Annotated in this window: 18 protein-coding genes and 1 pseudogene; 2 read left to right on the top strand and 17 right to left on the bottom strand. The window is 65.9% G+C overall.

Annotated elements, in window-relative coordinates; translation table 11 throughout:
• Nucleotides 1–147, bottom strand: a pseudogene (locus JI739_RS22585) (IS3 family transposase); the annotation flags it as partial.
• Between the two features lie 141 nt (nucleotides 148–288).
• Here JI739_RS22585 and JI739_RS22580 point away from each other — a divergent pair.
• Entirely contained in the window at nucleotides 289–1,029 is a 741-nt protein-coding gene (locus JI739_RS22580) for a catalase family protein (RefSeq protein ID WP_201686272.1), read from the top strand.
• Nucleotides 1,030–1,234: 205 nt separating this feature from the next.
• Nucleotides 1,235–1,915 (top strand): GNAT family N-acetyltransferase, encoded by a 681-nt coding sequence (locus tag JI739_RS22575; RefSeq protein ID WP_201686271.1) that lies wholly within the window; start codon nucleotides 1,235–1,237, stop codon nucleotides 1,913–1,915.
• Between the two features lie 22 nt (nucleotides 1,916–1,937).
• On the opposite strand, the gene nagZ is transcribed toward JI739_RS22575, so the two are convergent.
• The 16 genes from nagZ to acpP all read right to left on the bottom strand — a co-directional run bounded on the left by nagZ (nucleotide 1,938) and on the right by acpP (nucleotide 16,162).
• Nucleotides 1,938–3,035, bottom strand: coding sequence for a beta-N-acetylhexosaminidase (nagZ, locus tag JI739_RS22570; RefSeq protein ID WP_201686270.1), 1,098 nt, complete (start codon nucleotides 3,033–3,035; stop codon nucleotides 1,938–1,940).
• The gene (acpS, locus tag JI739_RS22565) at nucleotides 3,032–3,439 is read right to left on the bottom strand and encodes a holo-ACP synthase (RefSeq protein WP_201686269.1); all 408 of its coding nucleotides are present in this window, start codon (nucleotides 3,437–3,439) and stop codon (nucleotides 3,032–3,034) included. Before acpS ends, nagZ begins: the two co-directional genes overlap by 4 nt.
• Nucleotides 3,436–4,197: a pyridoxine 5'-phosphate synthase gene (locus JI739_RS22560; protein WP_201686268.1), complete on the bottom strand. Its 762-nt coding sequence runs from the start codon at nucleotides 4,195–4,197 to the stop codon at nucleotides 3,436–3,438. Before JI739_RS22560 ends, acpS begins: the two co-directional genes overlap by 4 nt.
• The gene (recO, locus tag JI739_RS22555) at nucleotides 4,194–4,943 is read right to left on the bottom strand and encodes a DNA repair protein RecO (RefSeq protein ID WP_201686267.1); all 750 of its coding nucleotides are present in this window, start codon (nucleotides 4,941–4,943) and stop codon (nucleotides 4,194–4,196) included. The genes JI739_RS22560 and recO overlap by 4 nt, the downstream gene beginning before the upstream one ends.
• Entirely contained in the window at nucleotides 4,944–5,921 is a 978-nt protein-coding gene (gene era / locus JI739_RS22550; protein ID WP_201686266.1) for a GTPase Era, read from the bottom strand.
• Nucleotides 5,921–6,634 carry a ribonuclease III gene (rnc, locus tag JI739_RS22545; RefSeq protein WP_354003785.1) on the bottom strand — a complete coding sequence of 238 codons (714 nt, stop codon included), beginning with the start codon at nucleotides 6,632–6,634 and terminating at the stop codon, nucleotides 5,921–5,923. Before rnc ends, era begins: the two co-directional genes overlap by 1 nt.
• Before the next feature lie 32 nt (nucleotides 6,635–6,666).
• Nucleotides 6,667–7,020, bottom strand: coding sequence for a DUF4845 domain-containing protein (locus JI739_RS22540; protein WP_201686265.1), 354 nt, complete (start codon nucleotides 7,018–7,020; stop codon nucleotides 6,667–6,669).
• A gap of 16 nt (nucleotides 7,021–7,036) precedes the next feature.
• Complete coding sequence (gene lepB, locus JI739_RS22535) at nucleotides 7,037–8,005, bottom strand: signal peptidase I (RefSeq protein ID WP_201686264.1); 969 nt, start codon at nucleotides 8,003–8,005, stop codon at nucleotides 7,037–7,039.
• A gap of 85 nt (nucleotides 8,006–8,090) precedes the next feature.
• Nucleotides 8,091–9,902 carry a translation elongation factor 4 gene (lepA, locus tag JI739_RS22530; protein WP_201686263.1) on the bottom strand — a complete coding sequence of 604 codons (1,812 nt, stop codon included), beginning with the start codon at nucleotides 9,900–9,902 and terminating at the stop codon, nucleotides 8,091–8,093.
• A 489-nt stretch (nucleotides 9,903–10,391) separates the two neighbouring features.
• A complete protein-coding gene (locus JI739_RS22525) occupies nucleotides 10,392–11,876 on the bottom strand; it encodes a DegQ family serine endoprotease (protein ID WP_201686262.1) in 1,485 nt (494 codons plus the stop codon).
• A 75-nt stretch (nucleotides 11,877–11,951) separates the two neighbouring features.
• The gene (locus JI739_RS22520; RefSeq protein WP_201686261.1) at nucleotides 11,952–12,974 is read right to left on the bottom strand and encodes a MucB/RseB C-terminal domain-containing protein; all 1,023 of its coding nucleotides are present in this window, start codon (nucleotides 12,972–12,974) and stop codon (nucleotides 11,952–11,954) included.
• Between the two features lie 6 nt (nucleotides 12,975–12,980).
• Nucleotides 12,981–13,532 (bottom strand): sigma-E factor negative regulatory protein, encoded by a 552-nt coding sequence (locus tag JI739_RS22515; protein WP_354003784.1) that lies wholly within the window; start codon nucleotides 13,530–13,532, stop codon nucleotides 12,981–12,983.
• Between the two features lie 29 nt (nucleotides 13,533–13,561).
• Nucleotides 13,562–14,197: an RNA polymerase sigma factor RpoE gene (rpoE, locus tag JI739_RS22510; protein ID WP_201686259.1), complete on the bottom strand. Its 636-nt coding sequence runs from the start codon at nucleotides 14,195–14,197 to the stop codon at nucleotides 13,562–13,564.
• Nucleotides 14,194–14,655: a hypothetical protein gene (locus JI739_RS22505; protein WP_201686258.1), complete on the bottom strand. Its 462-nt coding sequence runs from the start codon at nucleotides 14,653–14,655 to the stop codon at nucleotides 14,194–14,196. Before JI739_RS22505 ends, rpoE begins: the two co-directional genes overlap by 4 nt.
• Before the next feature lie 16 nt (nucleotides 14,656–14,671).
• Nucleotides 14,672–15,916 (bottom strand): beta-ketoacyl-ACP synthase II, encoded by a 1,245-nt coding sequence (gene fabF / locus JI739_RS22500; RefSeq protein WP_201686257.1) that lies wholly within the window; start codon nucleotides 15,914–15,916, stop codon nucleotides 14,672–14,674.
• Between the two features lie 6 nt (nucleotides 15,917–15,922).
• A complete protein-coding gene (acpP, locus tag JI739_RS22495) occupies nucleotides 15,923–16,162 on the bottom strand; it encodes an acyl carrier protein (protein WP_123299754.1) in 240 nt (79 codons plus the stop codon).
• Between the last annotated feature and the right edge of the window lie 126 nt (nucleotides 16,163–16,288).

The following is a 16,288-nucleotide window of genomic DNA, read 5'->3' as shown; positions in this document are numbered from 1 at the left end:
TTCCAGCAGCGTCTGGGGCACGCAGCCGATCTTCGGCGCAATCGATTCGACTGCCGCCCACAACGACGGGTATTCCCCCCGGTGCTCCTGCACCATCCTCACCGCGCGCTCACGCACCTCCGGCGAGAACTTGTTCGACTTGTTCATGGCTCAATCCTCTCAGATGGATGAGCCTCCTGGAAACCCGGGGCGATTCAGTTTCGGGAGGGACGGGGTTATTCATGCTGGGTGCGAGCGTCCACCTCGACGGAGCGCCCCCATAGCGACAGGGAGAAGCAGATCCGTGGTTTGGCCATCAAGCTGCTGGGGGTCAGTGATGGTGACGGGAGGCGATTCACTGACGACGAGCGCTCCAGCCAGGACTTCACCTTTCTCTCCCAGCGCTCCGTACCAGTTGGGACGCTGGAGCGGTTCGCAGCGATCACGCCGTCTGTCTTGAGATTCAGCACATTGGGTGGCTTGCTATGGCTTTTGCTTCATGGCCGCTTCGACATCATTCTTAAGATCGCGGGCAACGTGAGGCACGACACGAGTCCGCTGGACATCTCCTACTGGAGTTGCTTGGGATATCAATGCGGCGAGGGTCAGGTGGTCAAGTACAAGCTGCAGCCTGCCTCTGGATTCCGCAACCGCCTGCCGGCGACATTGACGGACGATTACCTCAAAGAAAATCTTGCGCAGCATCTCGCCGAACGCCCCGCCACATTCGACTTCCTGGTGCAGTGCTATCGGGATGATAAAAGCACACCCATCGAAGACGCGAGCATCGAGTGGCCTGAGGACGTGAGTCCCTTCGTCAAGGTGGCGACCCTGGAGCTTCCGGTCCAGGCCGTGAACGTGCCTTCACGAGAAGAACTGGCTGAACTGATCTCGTTTTCACCCGGCAACACGCTCATGGCCCACCAACCGGTGGGAGAACTCAATCTGGCGCGGGTGCAGATCTATCGCGAACTGGCCCGCTACCGCCAAGCCCGCAACGGGCAGACGCATGTCGAGCCAAAGTTGGAGGACTTCGACACGATCGACTGACGATGGCGGCCCCGCCGCGGCGCGTGCGCCGTGTTCTGCAGCCATTCGCTGGGGAGCCGGGGCACGGGTAAGCAAGCCGGCGGATCCATCGGGGTCGCCGTCAACCGCCTCACACAACGCGGAACCCCTCTTGCGAAACGCACTTAAGTCAGTAGTATGAATTCAAAGGTCTACACAGAGCAGCCATAACGCAAACGGTGCCGCCATGCCTCATCAGCTTCAGCCACTCCTGTGCTTCCGCACATCCCGGCCGGACAGCAAGGTCGCCTGGACGATAGACATCTCACCGATCGAGCCCGACAGCCTGGTTGAAGCCGCGCAGGCATCGATGCGGTGCCACCGTTTCAATGCCGCGGCCCGGGGCTTTTCAGTACGCGAGTTGGAACATTGGTCGACCCTGCCAGACCACCATGCGCTGTGCGTGCGCGTCACCAACGGCCGCACAGACCACGGCGTGGTCGGCCTGCTGGTGTGCCATGCTGATGAAGAAGACTTCATAGCCGACGCGTTCATGCTTGAAGAGGCGTTCCTGGGCCTGGGTATCGAGTTCGAAATGGTCGACGTGCTGGCCCGGCTGGCGTTCGCGAGCGGGTGCGGCGCGGTCGTTCTGCACCTGACGCATAGCGATAACAACCATCTCGTCCGCGCGTTCTATGCAGGCCTGGGGCAAGCCATGGAAACTCTCTCCAGCGGCGACGAAGAAGTTGCCTTTGCGTCATTGGCCGTCGATGACGTGTTGGCGGCGGCGAAGCGAACTTGGCGCAATAGCGCGCTCACCACGTCTCACGGCCTGGATGCAAGAATGCCGGTCGCACCGCCCCCGCTTTACGCCATCGTGTACACGCCCGCGGCGAGCTTGCACAGGGACAATGCTGCAGGCAGGTAGCCTGCAGGGTGACGCGCTCTGGTCAGTCCTGAGCATCGCTGGACATCAAATCCAGCGCCCGCATGTAGCGCGGCTCCGTCATCAACGCGTCCCACGACGGCGCCGGCCGCGTGGGCAACAAGTCCAGCCGCCGCTGCTCGCTGGCCTCGCTGGAACGCCACTCGCCGCGCGCCTGAGACTCGGACAATCCGTCGAGCAACTCATCGACCGCCGCCCCACTCTCGCTCTCGACGGACTGGTTGCACAGCAGCACCAGGTCGCACCCTGCGTTGAGCGCGGCGAGCGCCGCCTCGGTGTAGCTCACTTCGCGGCCATCGATGAGGCGCGCCCCGGCCATGCTCAGGTCGTCGCTGAAGATCGCGCCCTGGAAGCCGAGCTGTCCGCGCAGGATGTCCTGCAGCCAGCGCGCCGAGAAGCCGGCAGGCCGGGAGTCCACGCGCGGATAGATCACGTGGGCCGGCATGACGCTGGCCAACGCCGTGCTCAGCCAGGCATACGGCGCGGCGTCATCGGCCAGGATGGCGCTCAGCTCGCGCTCGTCCACGGGGATCTCGGTGTGCGAGTCGGCCTTGACGAACCCGTGCCCCGGGAAGTGCTTGCCGCAGTTGGCCATGCCGGCCAGCAGCAGCCCGTGCATGAGGCTTTTGGCGAGCACCGAGACCACGCGCGGGTCGCGATGGAAGGCGCGGTCGCCGATGACGCTGCTTTCGCCGAAGTCGAGGTCGAGCACGGGCGTGAAGCTCAGGTCCACCCCGCAGGCGCGCAGTTCGGCCGCGAGGATGTAGCCGCAGGCGGTGGCCGCCTCCTGTGCCTGCATGGCGCTGCCGCCCTGCCCTCCGTCACGCATCCACAGCTCGCCCAGCGTGCGCATGGGCGGCAGGTGCGTGAAGCCGTGGGTGCGAAACCGCTGCACGCGGCCGCCTTCGTGGTCCACGCAGATCAACAGGTCATCCCTCAGCTCGCGGATCTCCTGGCACAGCAGCGTGAGCTGCTCACGGTCGCGCCAGTTGCGCGCAAACAAAATGAGCCCGCCGCACAGCGGATGCGAGAGGCGCTCGCGGTCGGTGTCAGTGAGGGTGAGGCCGGCGATGTCCAGGATGACGGGCGCGTGATCGGTCATGGGGTGCTGGTTTCTTTCTTCTCGACCACCACGAAGCTGGCGGCGTAATCGGTTTCGTCGGTGACGCTGACGTGGGCGCTCAGGCCGCGGGCCTCGAACCATTCCTTCAAGGGGCCGTGCAGCACGATGACCGGCTGCCCACTGGGCAGGTTGCGCACTTCGCAGCGGCTCCAGGTCATGGGGCTGCGCAGGCCCAGGCCGATCGCCTTGCTGAAGGCCTCCTTGGCCGAGAAACGCGTGGCCAGGAACCGCAGACCGCGCTCGGGCCAGCGGGCACGGCGGGCCTGGAAGGTGGCGAACTCGGCATCAGACAGGATCTTGCGGGCGAAGCGCTCTCCATGCCGCTCCCACGATGCGCGGATGCGGCGCACGTCGCAGATGTCGGTGCCGATGCCGTAGATCATGCGGCGCGCATGGCCTGCGCGATGCAGGCGAGGTAGGCCCGCGTGGTGGCGGCGTAGCCCATCTCCAGCGCGTCGGCGATGAAGGCGTGGCCGATGGAGACCTCTTGCACGCGGGGCACCGCGCGCAAGAAGTCGGCGAGGTTGTCTCGATTGAGATCGTGGCCGGCGTTGATGCCCAGGCCGGCGGCGCGCGCGGCCTCGGCTGCCTTGGCAAATTCTGCGAGCACCGTAACCTGCTGCGGCGTGCCCCAGGCGCGGGCATAGGTCTCGGTGTAGAGCTCGATGCGATCAGCGCCGGCCTCCCGCACAGCGGCCATCATCTTGGGGCGCGGGTCCATGAACAGGCTGACCCGCACGCCCAGCGACCGGCACTCGGCGATGAGCGGCACCAGGCGCTGGGCGTCGGCCGGGAAGTCCCAACCATGGTCGCTGGTGAACTGGCCCTCGCTGTCGGGCACGAAGGTCGCCTGGTGCGGCCGCAGTTCGCGCACGAAGTCCATCAGGTTGTGGAAGGGGTTGCCCTCGATGTTGAACTCGACGCCGCCGGGGCGCTGCGAGACCAGCCGGTGCAAGGCACGCACGTCGTCGGCGCGAATGTGCCGGGCGTCCGGCCGCGGGTGCACCGTGATGCCGTGGGCGCCGGCGTCCAGGCACATCGTGGCCGCGCGCTCGACGCTGGGAACGCCGAGGTGGCGGGTGTTGCGCACCAGGGCCACCTTGTTCAGGTTGACGGAGAGTGCGGTAAGGAAGGTGTTCATAAGGACTGCAGGTCCATCATCAGCTGCCGGGTGCGCAGCGGCGCGCCCCCGCAATGGTAGTGGAGCAGGTTGCGCAGCTGCGGCTTCAAGGCGTTCAACGCGCCCGCCACCTGGCGCAGTACGGCGAAGAACGGCACGGGGTCTCTCAAAGCCGTTTCGAGCGCGATCCAATCGGCTCCCGGCAGGCTGGCGCGCTCGTCGGGTGACGACTGCACCAGCCCCGCTTCCGGCACCAGGCTGTAGGGCTCTTGCGAATCGAGCGGTGCAAGGGCCAAGGTCTGTACGTCGAGCGAGGGCAACAGGCCCAAGTCACGCAGCAGCAGCAGCTCGAAGGCGCGCAGCGCCGGCTGCAGCGCCTCGCCGTGCTCCGAAGCCAAGACCTGAACGGTGGACGCATAGTGGTCGAACAGCGGGGGGTGCGGATCATCCCGCGCCAGCAGGCGCAGCAGCAGTTCGTTGAGGTAGTAGCCCGAGAGCAGCGCATCGCCCACCGGCATGACCTGGCCGCCCACCCACTCGGCATCCTTGAGCGCGCGGATCTCGCCATCACGCCCGAAGGCCAGGCGCAGGGGCTGCAGCGGCAGCAGCACCGGGCGGAAGCTGGAGCTGGGTCGCTTGGCGCCCTTGGCGATCAGCGCGATGCGGCCGTGATGGCGGGTGAAGACTTCAAGGATGAGGCTGGATTCGCTCCAGTCGTAGCGGTGCAGCACATAGCCGGGTTCGTCGGAGATGCGGCGCGTGGCCATCTACTCGTAGCCGAAACTGCGCACCCGTGCGTCGTCATCGGCCCAGCCGGAGCGCACCTTGACCCAGATCTCCAGGAAGACCTTGGCCTGCATGAGCTTCTCCAGCTCTTGGCGGGCTTCGGTGCCGATGCGCTTGAGGCGTTCGCCCTTCTCGCCGATGACCATGGCCTTGTGGCCGTCACGCTCCACGACGATGCTGGCGGCGATGCGCAGCATGCGGCCATGCTTGGGGCTGGGCTCTTCGTCGAACTTGTCGATCACGACCGTGGAGGTGTAGGGCAGCTCGTCGCCGGTCAGGCGAAACAGCTTCTCGCGCACCGTTTCACTGGCCAGGAAGCGCTCGCTGCGATCGGTGAGTTCGTCCTCGGCGTACCACCAGGGCTGCTCGGGCAGGTACTTCTCGACGATGTCGAAGAGGCGCTCGATGTCCTTGGGGTTCTTGGCCGTCATGGGCACGAACTCGGCGAACTCGTGGCGCTGCTGCATGTCGCGCAGCCAGGGCGCGATCTCGGCGCGGCGGTGCACCTGGTCAAGCTTGTTCGCCAGCAGCAGCACCGGCACGCCGGGTTTGAGCAGTGACAGCACCTTGGCATCGGCCAGGGTGAAGCGGCCAGCCTCGACCACGAAGAGCACCACGTCCACGTCGGCCACGGCGCCGACGACCGTCTTGTTCAAAGAGCGGTTGAGCGCGGTGCCGTGGCGGGTCTGGAAGCCGGGGGTGTCGACGAAGACGAATTGCGCGGGCCCGCGGGTGCGGATGCCGGTGATGCGATGGCGCGTGGTCTGGGCCTTGCGCGAGGTGATGCTGATCTTCTGGCCCACCAGCGCATTGAGCAGCGTGGACTTGCCCACGTTGGGCTTGCCGACGATGGCAATGAGGCCGCAGCGCTGGCCAGACGCCGGCGCAAGGGCGCCTTCGTCGCCTGCGGGCGTGCCGGGTTCGGCCTCGGGCGGCTGCTGGGGTTCAGTGGGGTTCATCACGTGGGCTGGGCCTTGAGTTTGAGCAGCATGGCGGCTGCGGCGGCCTGCTCGGCGGCGCGTCGCGAGGCGCCGATGCCGCGCTCCTGCAGCCGCAAGTCTGGCACTTCGCACTCCACCTCGAAAGTCTGTTTGTGCTGGGCACCCAAGGTTCCGGCCACGCGGTACACCGGCAGCTTCATGCGCCGGCCTTGCAGCCACTCCTGCAGCTCCGTCTTGGGGTCCTTGGCGGCGGCCGGCATCTCGGGCTTGATGTCCAGGCCTTTGAACAAGCGCTCGACCAGCGCCTGGGCCGCATCGAAGCCGCCGTCGAGGTAGACGGCGCCGATCACGGCTTCCAGCGCGTCGGCCAGGATGGAGGGCCGGCGGTTTCCGCCCGAGCGGGCCTCCCCCTCCCCCAGGCGCAGCAGCGCGGAGAGGTCCAGGGTCAGCGCGATCTGGTGCAAGCTTTCCTGGCGCACCAGGTTGGCCCGCACGCGGGAAAGGTCACCCTCGGGCAGCTCACCGAGTTGGTCGTAGAGCAGGCGGGAGACGGCGAGGTTGAGCACCGAGTCACCCAGGAATTCCAGGCGCTCGTTGTGCTCGGCGCAGAAGCTGCGGTGCGTGAGGGCACGCAGCAGCAGGGCAGGCTCGGCGAAGCGGTGCTGCAGGCGCTGCTGCAGGCCCAGGATGCTGGCGTCGGGCGCTGCCGATGCGTGCTTCGTCACCTTCACGGGGCCATGCGGGCGCAGAGTCGAATCCGTGCTCAGTTGGATTTGCCGTTGTACTTCAACAGCAGGTAGGCTGGGCCGACCAGGCGAAACTGCCGGTCGTACGCGTAGGCCACTACCAGCTTGCCAGCATCGTTGCGTGTGACCTCCAGGTCTTTGCCGGAGATGGAGCGGATGCCTTCGACGTCGGCGGTGCGATCGAAGATCTGCCGGACCTCGTCGGGGCTGCGTCCGGTCTTGGACTTGTCCACGGCCGCCTGCACGGCGCGGTGCTCGATTTCAGCCGGCCCGACCTGCGCCGCCAGCACGCCCACCAAGGCCAGCACGATGATGAAGACCACCATGCCGAAAAACGTGACACCGCGCTGCCGCTTGAATACCTGACTCATTTCGTCCCCACGTTCTTCATTCGAATCCGCCGATGCGACCCAGGTCGGCAAAGTTCATCCAGATGAAGAAAGCCTTGCCGACGATATTGCGATCCGGAACGAAGCCCCAGTACCGCGAGTCGAGCGAATTATCACGGTTGTCGCCCATGACGAAATAGTGCCCCGGCGGCACCTTGCAGGTGACGCCTTCCACCGTGTAGCGGCAGGCATCCCGCGAGGGGAAATCCTCGGCGCCGGGGATGAAGGCCGGCCGCTGCGGGTCGATCAGAATGCGGAAGTCCTTGCCTCCGAGATGTTCCTCGAACTGCTTGCCATAACGCATGGACTCGCGGTCGAAGAAGTCGGCCACGGGCTGGCGCTCCACCGGCTGCCCGTTGATGAAGAGCCGCTTGTTCAGGTAGGACACCTCGTCGCCGGGCAGCGCGACCACGCGCTTGATGTAGTCGAGGCTGGGCTTGGGCGGGTAGCGGAATACAACGACGTCGCCGCGCTCAGGCGTGCGGCCTTCGGTGATCTTGGTGTTGAAGACCGGCATGCGAAGGCCGTACGTGAATTTGTTCACCAGGATCAGGTCGCCCACCAGCAGCGTGGGGATCATGGAGCCCGACGGAATCTTGAACGGCTCGAAGAGGAACGAGCGCAGCACGAAGACGACCAGGATCACCGGAAACAGGCCGGCGGTCCAGTCGAGCCACCAGGGCTGCATCAGCAGGCGCTCGCGGCCGATCGACACGTCGCCGGCATCGGACGACTGGATGCCCTGGGTCGCCAGGCGCTCGCGGCGTTCCGCGGCCTGCGCTTCCAGGCGCTGCGCGGCACGCCGGCGGCGGGGCAGGAACCACAGGCGCTCGGCGACCCAGTAGCAGCCCGTCACCACGGTGGCCGTGAACAGCAGCAACGCGAAGTTGCCCTCGATGTAACCGAGGTACCACGCACCCGCGTAGGCGACGAATGCCGCGAGGACGGCCGCCGTGAGGGCCGGCATCAGCGAACCCCCGCCGAGTGGCTGCGCAGGGCCGGAAGCGGTAGCGCCAAGGGATCCCTCGGGACGGGGCGTGGTCGGTCGCATGTCATTCCTCCACCTGCAAAATGGCCAGGAAGGCCTCTTGCGGTACTTCGACCGAACCGATCTGCTTCATTCTCTTCTTGCCTGCCTTTTGTTTTTCGAGGAGCTTGCGCTTGCGCGAGATGTCGCCGCCGTAGCATTTTGCCAGCACGTTCTTGCGCAATGCCTTGATGGTCTCGCGGGCGATCACGTTGCTGCCGATGGCCGCCTGGATGGCCACATCGAACATCTGCCGGCTGATGATCTCGCGCATCTTGGCCACCACGGCGCGGCCCCGGTACGGGGCCTGGGTTCGGTGGACGATGATGGACAGCGCATCGACCTTCTCGCCATTGAGCAGGATGTCGACCTTGACCACGTCCGAGGGGCGGTACTCCTTGAACTCGTAGTCCATGGAGGCGTAGCCGCGGCTGACCGACTTGAGCTTGTCGAAGAAGTCCAGGACGATCTCACCAAGCGGCAGTTCGTAGGTGAGCATGACCTGGCGGCCGTGATACGCCATGTTGATCTGCACGCCTCGCTTCTGGTTGGCCAGCGTCATCACCGGGCCCACGTACTCCTGCGGCATGTAGAGGTGCACGGTGACGATGGGTTCGCGCACTTCCTCCAGGCGCCCCTGGTCCGGCATCTTGGCGGGGTTTTCCACCATGACGACCTCGCCGTCACCCTTGACCACCTGGTAGACGACGCTGGGCGCCGTGGTGATCAGGTCTTGGTCGAACTCACGTTCGAGCCGCTCCTGCACGATCTCCATGTGCAGCAGGCCCAGGAAGCCACAGCGGAAACCGAAGCCCAGCGCCTGGCTGACCTCGGGTTCGTAATGCAGCGACGCATCATTGAGCTTGAGTTTTTCCAGGCTGTCGCGCAGCGAGTCGTACTGGTTGGCCTCGGTGGGATACAGGCCGGCGAAGACCTGCGGCTGGATTTCCTTGAAGCCGGGCAGAGGCTCTGTCGCGGTGAACGCGGCCCCACCGCTGCCCGACTTGATCAGGGTGACGGTGTCGCCCACCTTGGCGGCCTGCAACTCCTTGATGCCGGCAATGATGTAGCCGACCTCGCCCGCTTCCAGCGACTCACGCGGCTGGTTGCCCGGCGTGAACACACCGAGGTTGTCGGCGTTGTAGGTGGCGCCGGTGGCCATCAGCTTGATCCGCTCGCCCTTGGCCAAGCGACCATCCACCACCCGCACCAGCATCACCACGCCGACATAGGTGTCGAACCAGCTGTCGATGATCATGGCGCGCAGCGGGCCGTTGGCGTTGCCACGCGGAGCCGGCACCTTGGCGACGATGGCTTCGAGGATTTCGTCGATGCCCAAGCCAGTCTTGGCCGAGCACGGAATGGCGTCGGACGCATCGATGCCGATCACGTCTTCGATCTCGGACTTGGCGTTCTCCGGATCCGACTGCGGCAGGTCCATCTTGTTCAAGACTGGAAGCACCTCCACGCCCAGGTCGAGTGCGGTGTAGCAGTTGGCGACGGTCTGTGCTTCCACGCCCTGGCTCGCATCGACCACGAGCAGCGCGCCTTCGCAGGCGGAGAGCGAACGCGAGACCTCATACGAGAAGTCCACATGCCCCGGGGTGTCGATCAGATTGAGGTTGTAGACCTGGCCATCGCGCGCCTTGTAGGTGAGCGCCGCGGTCTGTGCCTTGATGGTTATCCCACGCTCCTTCTCGAGATCCATCGAGTCGAGGACCTGCTCCTGCATCTCCCGATCCGACAGTCCCCCGCAACGCTGGATCAGGCGGTCCGCGAGGGTGGACTTGCCATGATCGATGTGCGCGATGATCGAAAAGTTTCTGATGTGCTTCATCAACGGGAACGCTTAAGTGGTTGAATTCAAAGGAGCCCGGACAAGAAAAAAGGGCGCGTCGAGTGGCGACGCGCCCTGAACCAACAATCTATGGCAACTGCGATAGTTGGAGCTTCATTGTAGGCAAAAAGCCCGGGCCGTACAGCCACGGCCCAGCGGACCGGACCGAGTTGCAGTGCTGCAACGAGGATTTATTCACAGCTTTTCAACAGGAGCGGATCGGGGTGGCTTGGACAAGGTGTGGGTGAACTGTGGACGAGCTTGCCGGCCCAACTCCCCATCCCGCATCGTGAGGCAGCGAAGCATCCATATGCGAGATCGCGCGTCAAAGTCCGGCTGATTCTATCCAGAAGGCGTGAAGGATCTGCCTTGGTAAGTGCTCGCCAACCTAGCGGCCGGCATGCAGGCGGTTGCAAAAAAAGAGTCGGCAGCGCCATAAAAAGCCCCCAAACCTGAGCAGCGGCAGGGGGCATTGGGCGGCAAGTCCGGTTACTTGGCTGGCCCGGGCCGGATCAGGAGGTAGGTCGCCAGCTCGCCGCGGCGCAGCAAGACCGGGACCGGCTTGCTGCGGTCGAGCTTGGAAACGGCGCTGTCGAACTCGCGGATATTGCTGATCTCGGTGTTGCCGATGGCGACGATGACATCCCCCTCGCGGATGCCCGCACGAGCGGCGGCGTCGGTGGCGGCCTCCACACGCACGCCACCCTTGAGCTTGAGGTCCTTCTTCTGCGCCTCGGTCAGATCGGCCACCGCCAGGCCGATCGACTGCGAGATCGTCGTGCCTTTGGGCCTGGACTCGGCACCATTGGCCGACGCGCGGCGCTGCGCCTGTTCGGGCTCGATCTCGGCCACCTGCACCTGCAGGTCACGCGTGCTGCCACGGCGGAACACCTGCAGGCTCGACCGGGTGCCCGGCTTGGTGTTGCCCACCATGCGGGGCAGGTCCGTGGCTCGCTCGACCTGCTTGCCGTCGAATCGCAGGATGATGTCGCCCGCCTCCAGCCCGGCGCGCTCCGCGGGCGACCCGCTTTCGACGCTGCGGACCAGTGCACCTTGGGCCCGGCCCAGGCCGAGCGATTCGGCGACGTCCTTGCTGACCTGGTCGATCTGCACACCGATGCGACCGCGCGTGACCCGCCCGGTCGTGCGCAACTGGTCGGCCACGCGCATGGCTTCGTCGATGGGAATGGCGAAGGAGATACCCATGAAGCCGCCGGAGCGCGAATAGATCTGGCTGTTGATGCCGACCACCTCACCGCGCATGTTGATCAGCGGCCCCCCCGAGTTGCCGGGGTTGATGGCCACGTCGGTCTGGATGAAGGGCAGGTAGTCGCCCGTGTCCCGCTGCTTGGCGCTGACGATGCCGGCGGTCACGGTGTTGTCCAGCCCGAAGGGTGAGCCGATGGCCAGCACCCACTCGCCCACCTTGAGCTTGTTCGCATCACCCACCCGGACGAACGGCAGGCCGGTGGCGTCGACCTTCAGCACGGCGATGTCGGTGCGCTTGTCGGGTGTGCCGATCACCTTGGCCTTGAACTCGCGCTTGTCCGGCAGCGTGACGAGCACCTCGTCGGCGCCGTCGACCACGTGCGCATTCGTCATCACGAAGCCATCCGCGCTCAGGATGAAGCCCGAACCCACGCCACGGCGTTGCGGTTGCTGGGACTCGTCGCCGGGCGGCCCCTGGCGCGGACCACCGGGCAGCGGTTGGCCGAAAAAGCGACGGAAGAATTCCTGCATCTCCTCGTCGACGCCCGGGGGCAACTGGGCCGCACGCGCGCGTTCCATGGTGCGGATGTTCACGACCGCGGGGCCCACCTGCTCGACCAGCTGGGTCAGGTCGGGCAAGCCTCCACCCTGCGGAGCGGATTGCGCCCAACTCGTCTGCGCCGGCACGACGGCCACGGCCACAGCCAAGGAGACCGCGCCTGTCCAGGCGCGAAGACGCGATGGTTTGAAGTTGTCCAGCAGCATGTTCACCTCTTGTTCCGAAATTCGAACCTGCCCACACGCCAGGGCAGCCGCTCGCGACTGCCGACAGATGGGGCCTTACGGGCGACGCTCAAGGCTTTGGGCGAACGCCCGCAGCGTTTGTTGCGGGACTTCACCGACGGCCGTGATGGACCAGCCAGGAATTCGTCGCGTGAGCGTATGCGTGGCGCCAGCAGCCAGCGCGCCTTCGTGCTGGGCCGAAGGCTCAGGCGCCGGCTCGACAAAAAGAGAGACCGAGGCGAGCCCGTCTGAAAAGACACACTGCATGGCGCCGCTGGCACTGCCCCGGCGATAGCACGCCACGGGCTTGTAACCCGTCACCGCCGGCTTGAGATCCCAGCCTTCGTCGACTGCTGTGGTGCGCACGGCCTGGACCGTTTCCATGCGCCAGCCCGGCGGCGGCTGCATCTGCTTGAGCAAGCGATCGGGCCGCAGCGGCACATCCAGCTGCAGTTCGGAAAACGCGGTCTGCTCCAGCACCGCCCCGTCCGGGGCCAGCGTCTGCCGCTTGAGTACCAGGCCGGTGCGACGCTCGGTCCAGACGCGATGGGCGAAGCGCATGGCATCCCGCGGCGCCAGCAGCACGACATCGGTTTCGAAGCCAGCGATGCGGTCCGTGCCCGCAGGCCGCACCGTGTAGAGCTCCGCCACTGCGGCGGCACCGCCCGAGCGGAAGAGATCCGGAAAGCGGGAGAGCGACTCGTGATACTCGACGCGCACCAGCTTTTGCTCGGGCAGGAAAGTCATGACCCGGTTGTCCCGGCGAACCGACGATCGCGGCGGACCGCTGAGTGCCTCGATGCGCTCGACCTGGCGTTCGTCATCGTCACAGGCATGCCAGATGCGGGCGCTTGACATGGCGCCCGCATTGGAAGACACGACGATGGTGCCGATGTAGTTGTGGCGGCGAGGCGCGGCATGCACGCGGTCCAGCCATTCGGAGAGGCTGCGCTCGGTGGAGGCCGCCGGCTGAGCCTGCGCCTGCGCCAATGCGAAGCTGGCGACGCCGCACAGCCAACCCATCAAGAGACGGCGCCCGAGGCTATAGGCCCTTGCTCCCTGCAGCAGCTTCCGATCCATCGACGTTCAGCGCTTGGGCGGATCGAAGGTGACCTGGCGCACGAAGGCGGCCGGCATCTCGAGCGGGCCGGCGCCACCCATCTGCTGATGCGCGGCCAGCATCTCGTCGAGCTGCGCGTCGCGGATCATCACGAAGTTGTCGCCCGCGGGCGCAGCAGCCAGCTGCGCCGCCGTCGGCGCCATCACCGAGCCCAGGCTTGCCCATCCGATGGACGCGACCGCGGCCACGGAGGCGAAGCCAGCCGCGAGCTTCCAGCGGAAAACCGGGTCGTTGGCCGGCTTCGCCCGAGGCGCCCACGCCAAGGCAGGGCTGACGGAGGCTGCCGCCACCGGAGGTGCCGCTTCCGTTGCGAGGCGCTGCGAGAAGCGCGCCACGAAAGCGCCTGCCGGCCGCGTGGCCGCCAGGTCCGGGGAGCGCAGCACGTCGCCCACGAGGTGGTAGGCGCTCCAGGCCTCGAGCGCCTCGGGATCGGCCGCCAGGGCGTCGATGGCGCGGTCGAGATCGTCCCCGTCCAGTTGGCCATCGGCCAAGGCCGAGACCCATTCACGTGTATTCATGTTGTTCATCGCATCACCTCGTCGGCTACCTACCATCGCTTGCCCGACTGATGGGCCAGCATCGGCTTGACCTTGGCCGAAATCGCCTCACGCGCCCGGAAGATCCGCGATCTCACCGTGCCGATGGGGCAGTTCATCACTTCCGCAATTTCTTCGTAGCTCAAGCCTTCGATCTCGCGCAGCGTGACCGCCTGGCGCAGCTCGTCAGGCAAGGCTTCCATCGCCTGGTTGACGGCGGTGGCGATTTCCTTGGCCGCAAGCACCGTCTCAGGGGTCTCCGGGCTCGTTAGTTCGTTCTCCACGGGGGAAGTTTCATCGTCGTCGTCACCGCCCCGCATGGCGCTCTCGGTCACCAGGGGATCGCGCCGGAGGTCGACCAGCGCCTTCTTGGCCGTGTTGACGGCAATCCGGTACAGCCAGGTGTAGAACTGGGCCTCGCCGCGGAATTGCCCCAGCGCCCGATAGGCTCGGATGAAGGTTTCCTGGGCGATGTCTTCGACGAGGTCGGTGTCGCGCACCATTCGGCCGATCAGGCGCTCGATGCGACGCTGGTACTTGATCACCAGCAGCTCGTAAGCCTTCTGGTCGCCAGCCAGCGTCCGCTCCACCAGCATGAAATCGGTGTCCGCGGAAGGTCGCGCAGCAGAAGGTGGAGCTTTGGTCATGACGTGACAGGCCCTGCCGGAGGCACGGCCTGCTCGGGAGCGCGGAAATATACAGCGCGCCGCAGGGCCTGCCAGCAAGCCGGATCGGCATCTTGCCCGACCCAGAACCAGCCCGTGCTACCCGTCCGGTCGGGTTTACCCAAGCGCAGCAGCAGCACCGACTGCAGGTCGATGACCGCTTCCACGCTGACCGGCCGGCAGCCGGGGCCCGCGCTGCAGGTCCAGCTCGCGCCGTCCCAGTGCAACTGACCAGACGGCGTCCGTCGATGCGACCACAATGCCAAGGCCCCACAGCCCAGCCACAGCACCGCCACGGCGGCGTGCCGCCAACCCGCCGCAGGCCCCAGCCACCACCATCCCGACAGCGAGGCCAGCCCGGCAGTCCAGGCCAGACCGAGCACCAGCGCCCCGAACCTCGAGCGCCCCGCCGGGTAGCTCACCGAGGGGGCGCTGCGCATGTGCCGTGGGTCGCGCTCAGACGCGCTTGAAAACGAGAGTGCCGTTGGTCCCGCCGAAGCCGAAGTTGTTCTTCATGGCGACGTCGATCTTCAAGTCACGCGCCTCGCCGGCGCAGTAGTCGAGATCGCATTCGGGATCCTGCTCGAAGATGTTGATGGTCGGCGGCGACTTCTGGTGGTGGATGGCCAGCACCGTGAAGACCGACTCGATGCCACCGGCCCCGCCGAGCAGGTGGCCGGTCATGGACTTGGTGGAGTTGACGACCGTGCGCCTGGCGTGCTCGCCCAGCGCGAGCTTGAGCGCGTTGGTCTCGTTCACGTCCCCCAGCGGCGTGGAGGTGCCGTGCGCGTTGACGTAATCGACCTCGTCGGGGTTCACGCCCGCATTGCGCAAGGCCTGGACCATGGCGCGACGCGGGCCTTCGACGTCGGGCGCCGTGATGTGATAGGCATCGCCACTCATGCCGAAGCCCGAGACCTCGGCGTAGATGCGCGCGCCCCGGGCACGCGCGTGCTCGTACTCCTCCAGCACCAGCACGCCGGCGCCTTCGCCCAGCACGAACCCGTCGCGGCTCTTGTCCCACGGCCGCGACGCCGTCTTGGGATCGTCATTGCGCGTGGACAGCGCGCGCGCTGCGGCGAAGCCACCCAGCCCCAGGGGCGACACGCAGGATTCGGAGCCGCCGGTGATCATGATGTCGGCGTCGCCGTACTCGATCATGCGGGCCGACACGCCGATGGCATGCAGGCCGGTGGTGCAGGCCGTGACCACCGCGATGTTGGGTCCCTTGAAGCCGAACCGCATGGAGACCTGGCCGGAGATCATGTTGATGATCGACGCCGGCACGAAGAAGGGAGAGATGCGGCGCGGACCCCGGGCGAGCATTTCCGAGTGCACCTGCTCGATCATGGGCAGGCCACCGATACCCGAGCCGATGTTGCAGCCCACGCGGCAGGAAAGCTCCTCGCCCAATGCTTCGCCGGTGGGCAAGCCACTGTCGGCGACGGCCTGCACGGCGGCCGCCACGCCCAGATGGATGAAGCGGTCCATGTGGCGGGCTTCCTTGTCGGAGATGTAGTCCCCGATGTTGAAGCCCTTGACCTCGCCCGCGAAGCGGCAGGAATAGGCGCTGGTGTCGAAGCTGTCGATCAGCTCGATACCGGAATGGCCGGAAAGGAGATGGGACCAGGACTCGGCAACCGTGTTCCCCACGGGGCTGACGCAGCCCAGACCGGTTACGACAACACGGCGACGGGACATCGCTGGTCAGGCCTTCTGGTGAGCCACCGCGTAGTCGATGGCGTTTTGAACGGTGGTGATCTTCTCGGCGTCTTCGTCGGGGATCTCGATGCCGAATTCATCTTCCAGTGCCATCACGAGCTCGACCGTGTCCAGGGAGTCGGCGCCGAGGTCGGCCACGAATGCTTTCTCGTTGGTGACCTGGGACTCTTCCACGCCGAGTTGCTCGGCGATGATCTTCTTGACACGTGCTTCTATATCGCTCATGGGGTTCCCTCAAGGGGTTGTGAATGAATCCGCGATTTTAGCGGGCACGGGGCTTTGCCCTGCCCGCCCACCGCCGGGCGGATGAAACGGCTGGCGTAGCTTTCAGTTCTCCACGATGCTGCGCAT

Source organism: Ramlibacter aurantiacus (assembly GCF_016722895.1).
Classification (GTDB): domain Bacteria; phylum Pseudomonadota; class Gammaproteobacteria; order Burkholderiales; family Burkholderiaceae_C; genus Ramlibacter; species Ramlibacter aurantiacus.
Note: the sequence above shows the minus strand (reverse complement) of the source record. Positions and strands in the feature narration are given on the sequence as shown.

What these genes read in the sequence shown, in the direction of transcription:
- JI739_RS22515 (WP_354003784.1), bottom strand. Translation starts at nt 13,532, where the DNA reads ATGAATACACGTGAATGGGTCTCGGCCTTGGCCGATGGCCAACTGGAC.
- JI739_RS22505 (WP_201686258.1), bottom strand. Translation starts at nt 14,655, where the DNA reads ATGCGCAGCGCCCCCTCGGTGAGCTACCCGGCGGGGCGCTCGAGGTTC.
- fabF (WP_201686257.1), bottom strand. Translation starts at nt 15,916, where the DNA reads ATGTCCCGTCGCCGTGTTGTCGTAACCGGTCTGGGCTGCGTCAGCCCC.
- nagZ (WP_201686270.1), bottom strand. Translation starts at nt 3,035, where the DNA reads ATGACCGATCACGCGCCCGTCATCCTGGACATCGCCGGCCTCACCCTC.
- JI739_RS22525 (WP_201686262.1), bottom strand. Translation starts at nt 11,876, where the DNA reads ATGCTGCTGGACAACTTCAAACCATCGCGTCTTCGCGCCTGGACAGGC.
- rpoE (WP_201686259.1), bottom strand. Translation starts at nt 14,197, where the DNA reads ATGACCAAAGCTCCACCTTCTGCTGCGCGACCTTCCGCGGACACCGAT.
- acpS (WP_201686269.1), bottom strand. Translation starts at nt 3,439, where the DNA reads ATGATCTACGGCATCGGCACCGACATCTGCGACGTGCGCCGCATCCGC.
- JI739_RS22520 (WP_201686261.1), bottom strand. Translation starts at nt 12,974, where the DNA reads ATGGATCGGAAGCTGCTGCAGGGAGCAAGGGCCTATAGCCTCGGGCGC.
- acpP (WP_123299754.1), bottom strand. Translation starts at nt 16,162, where the DNA reads ATGAGCGATATAGAAGCACGTGTCAAGAAGATCATCGCCGAGCAACTC.
- JI739_RS22575 (WP_201686271.1), top strand. Translation starts at nt 1,235, where the DNA reads ATGCCTCATCAGCTTCAGCCACTCCTGTGCTTCCGCACATCCCGGCCG.
- recO (WP_201686267.1), bottom strand. Translation starts at nt 4,943, where the DNA reads ATGGCCACGCGCCGCATCTCCGACGAACCCGGCTATGTGCTGCACCGC.
- lepB (WP_201686264.1), bottom strand. Translation starts at nt 8,005, where the DNA reads ATGCCGGCCCTCACGGCGGCCGTCCTCGCGGCATTCGTCGCCTACGCG.
- JI739_RS22540 (WP_201686265.1), bottom strand. Translation starts at nt 7,020, where the DNA reads ATGAGTCAGGTATTCAAGCGGCAGCGCGGTGTCACGTTTTTCGGCATG.
- JI739_RS22560 (WP_201686268.1), bottom strand. Translation starts at nt 4,197, where the DNA reads ATGAACACCTTCCTTACCGCACTCTCCGTCAACCTGAACAAGGTGGCC.
- lepA (WP_201686263.1), bottom strand. Translation starts at nt 9,902, where the DNA reads ATGAAGCACATCAGAAACTTTTCGATCATCGCGCACATCGATCATGGC.
- era (WP_201686266.1), bottom strand. Translation starts at nt 5,921, where the DNA reads ATGAACCCCACTGAACCCCAGCAGCCGCCCGAGGCCGAACCCGGCACG.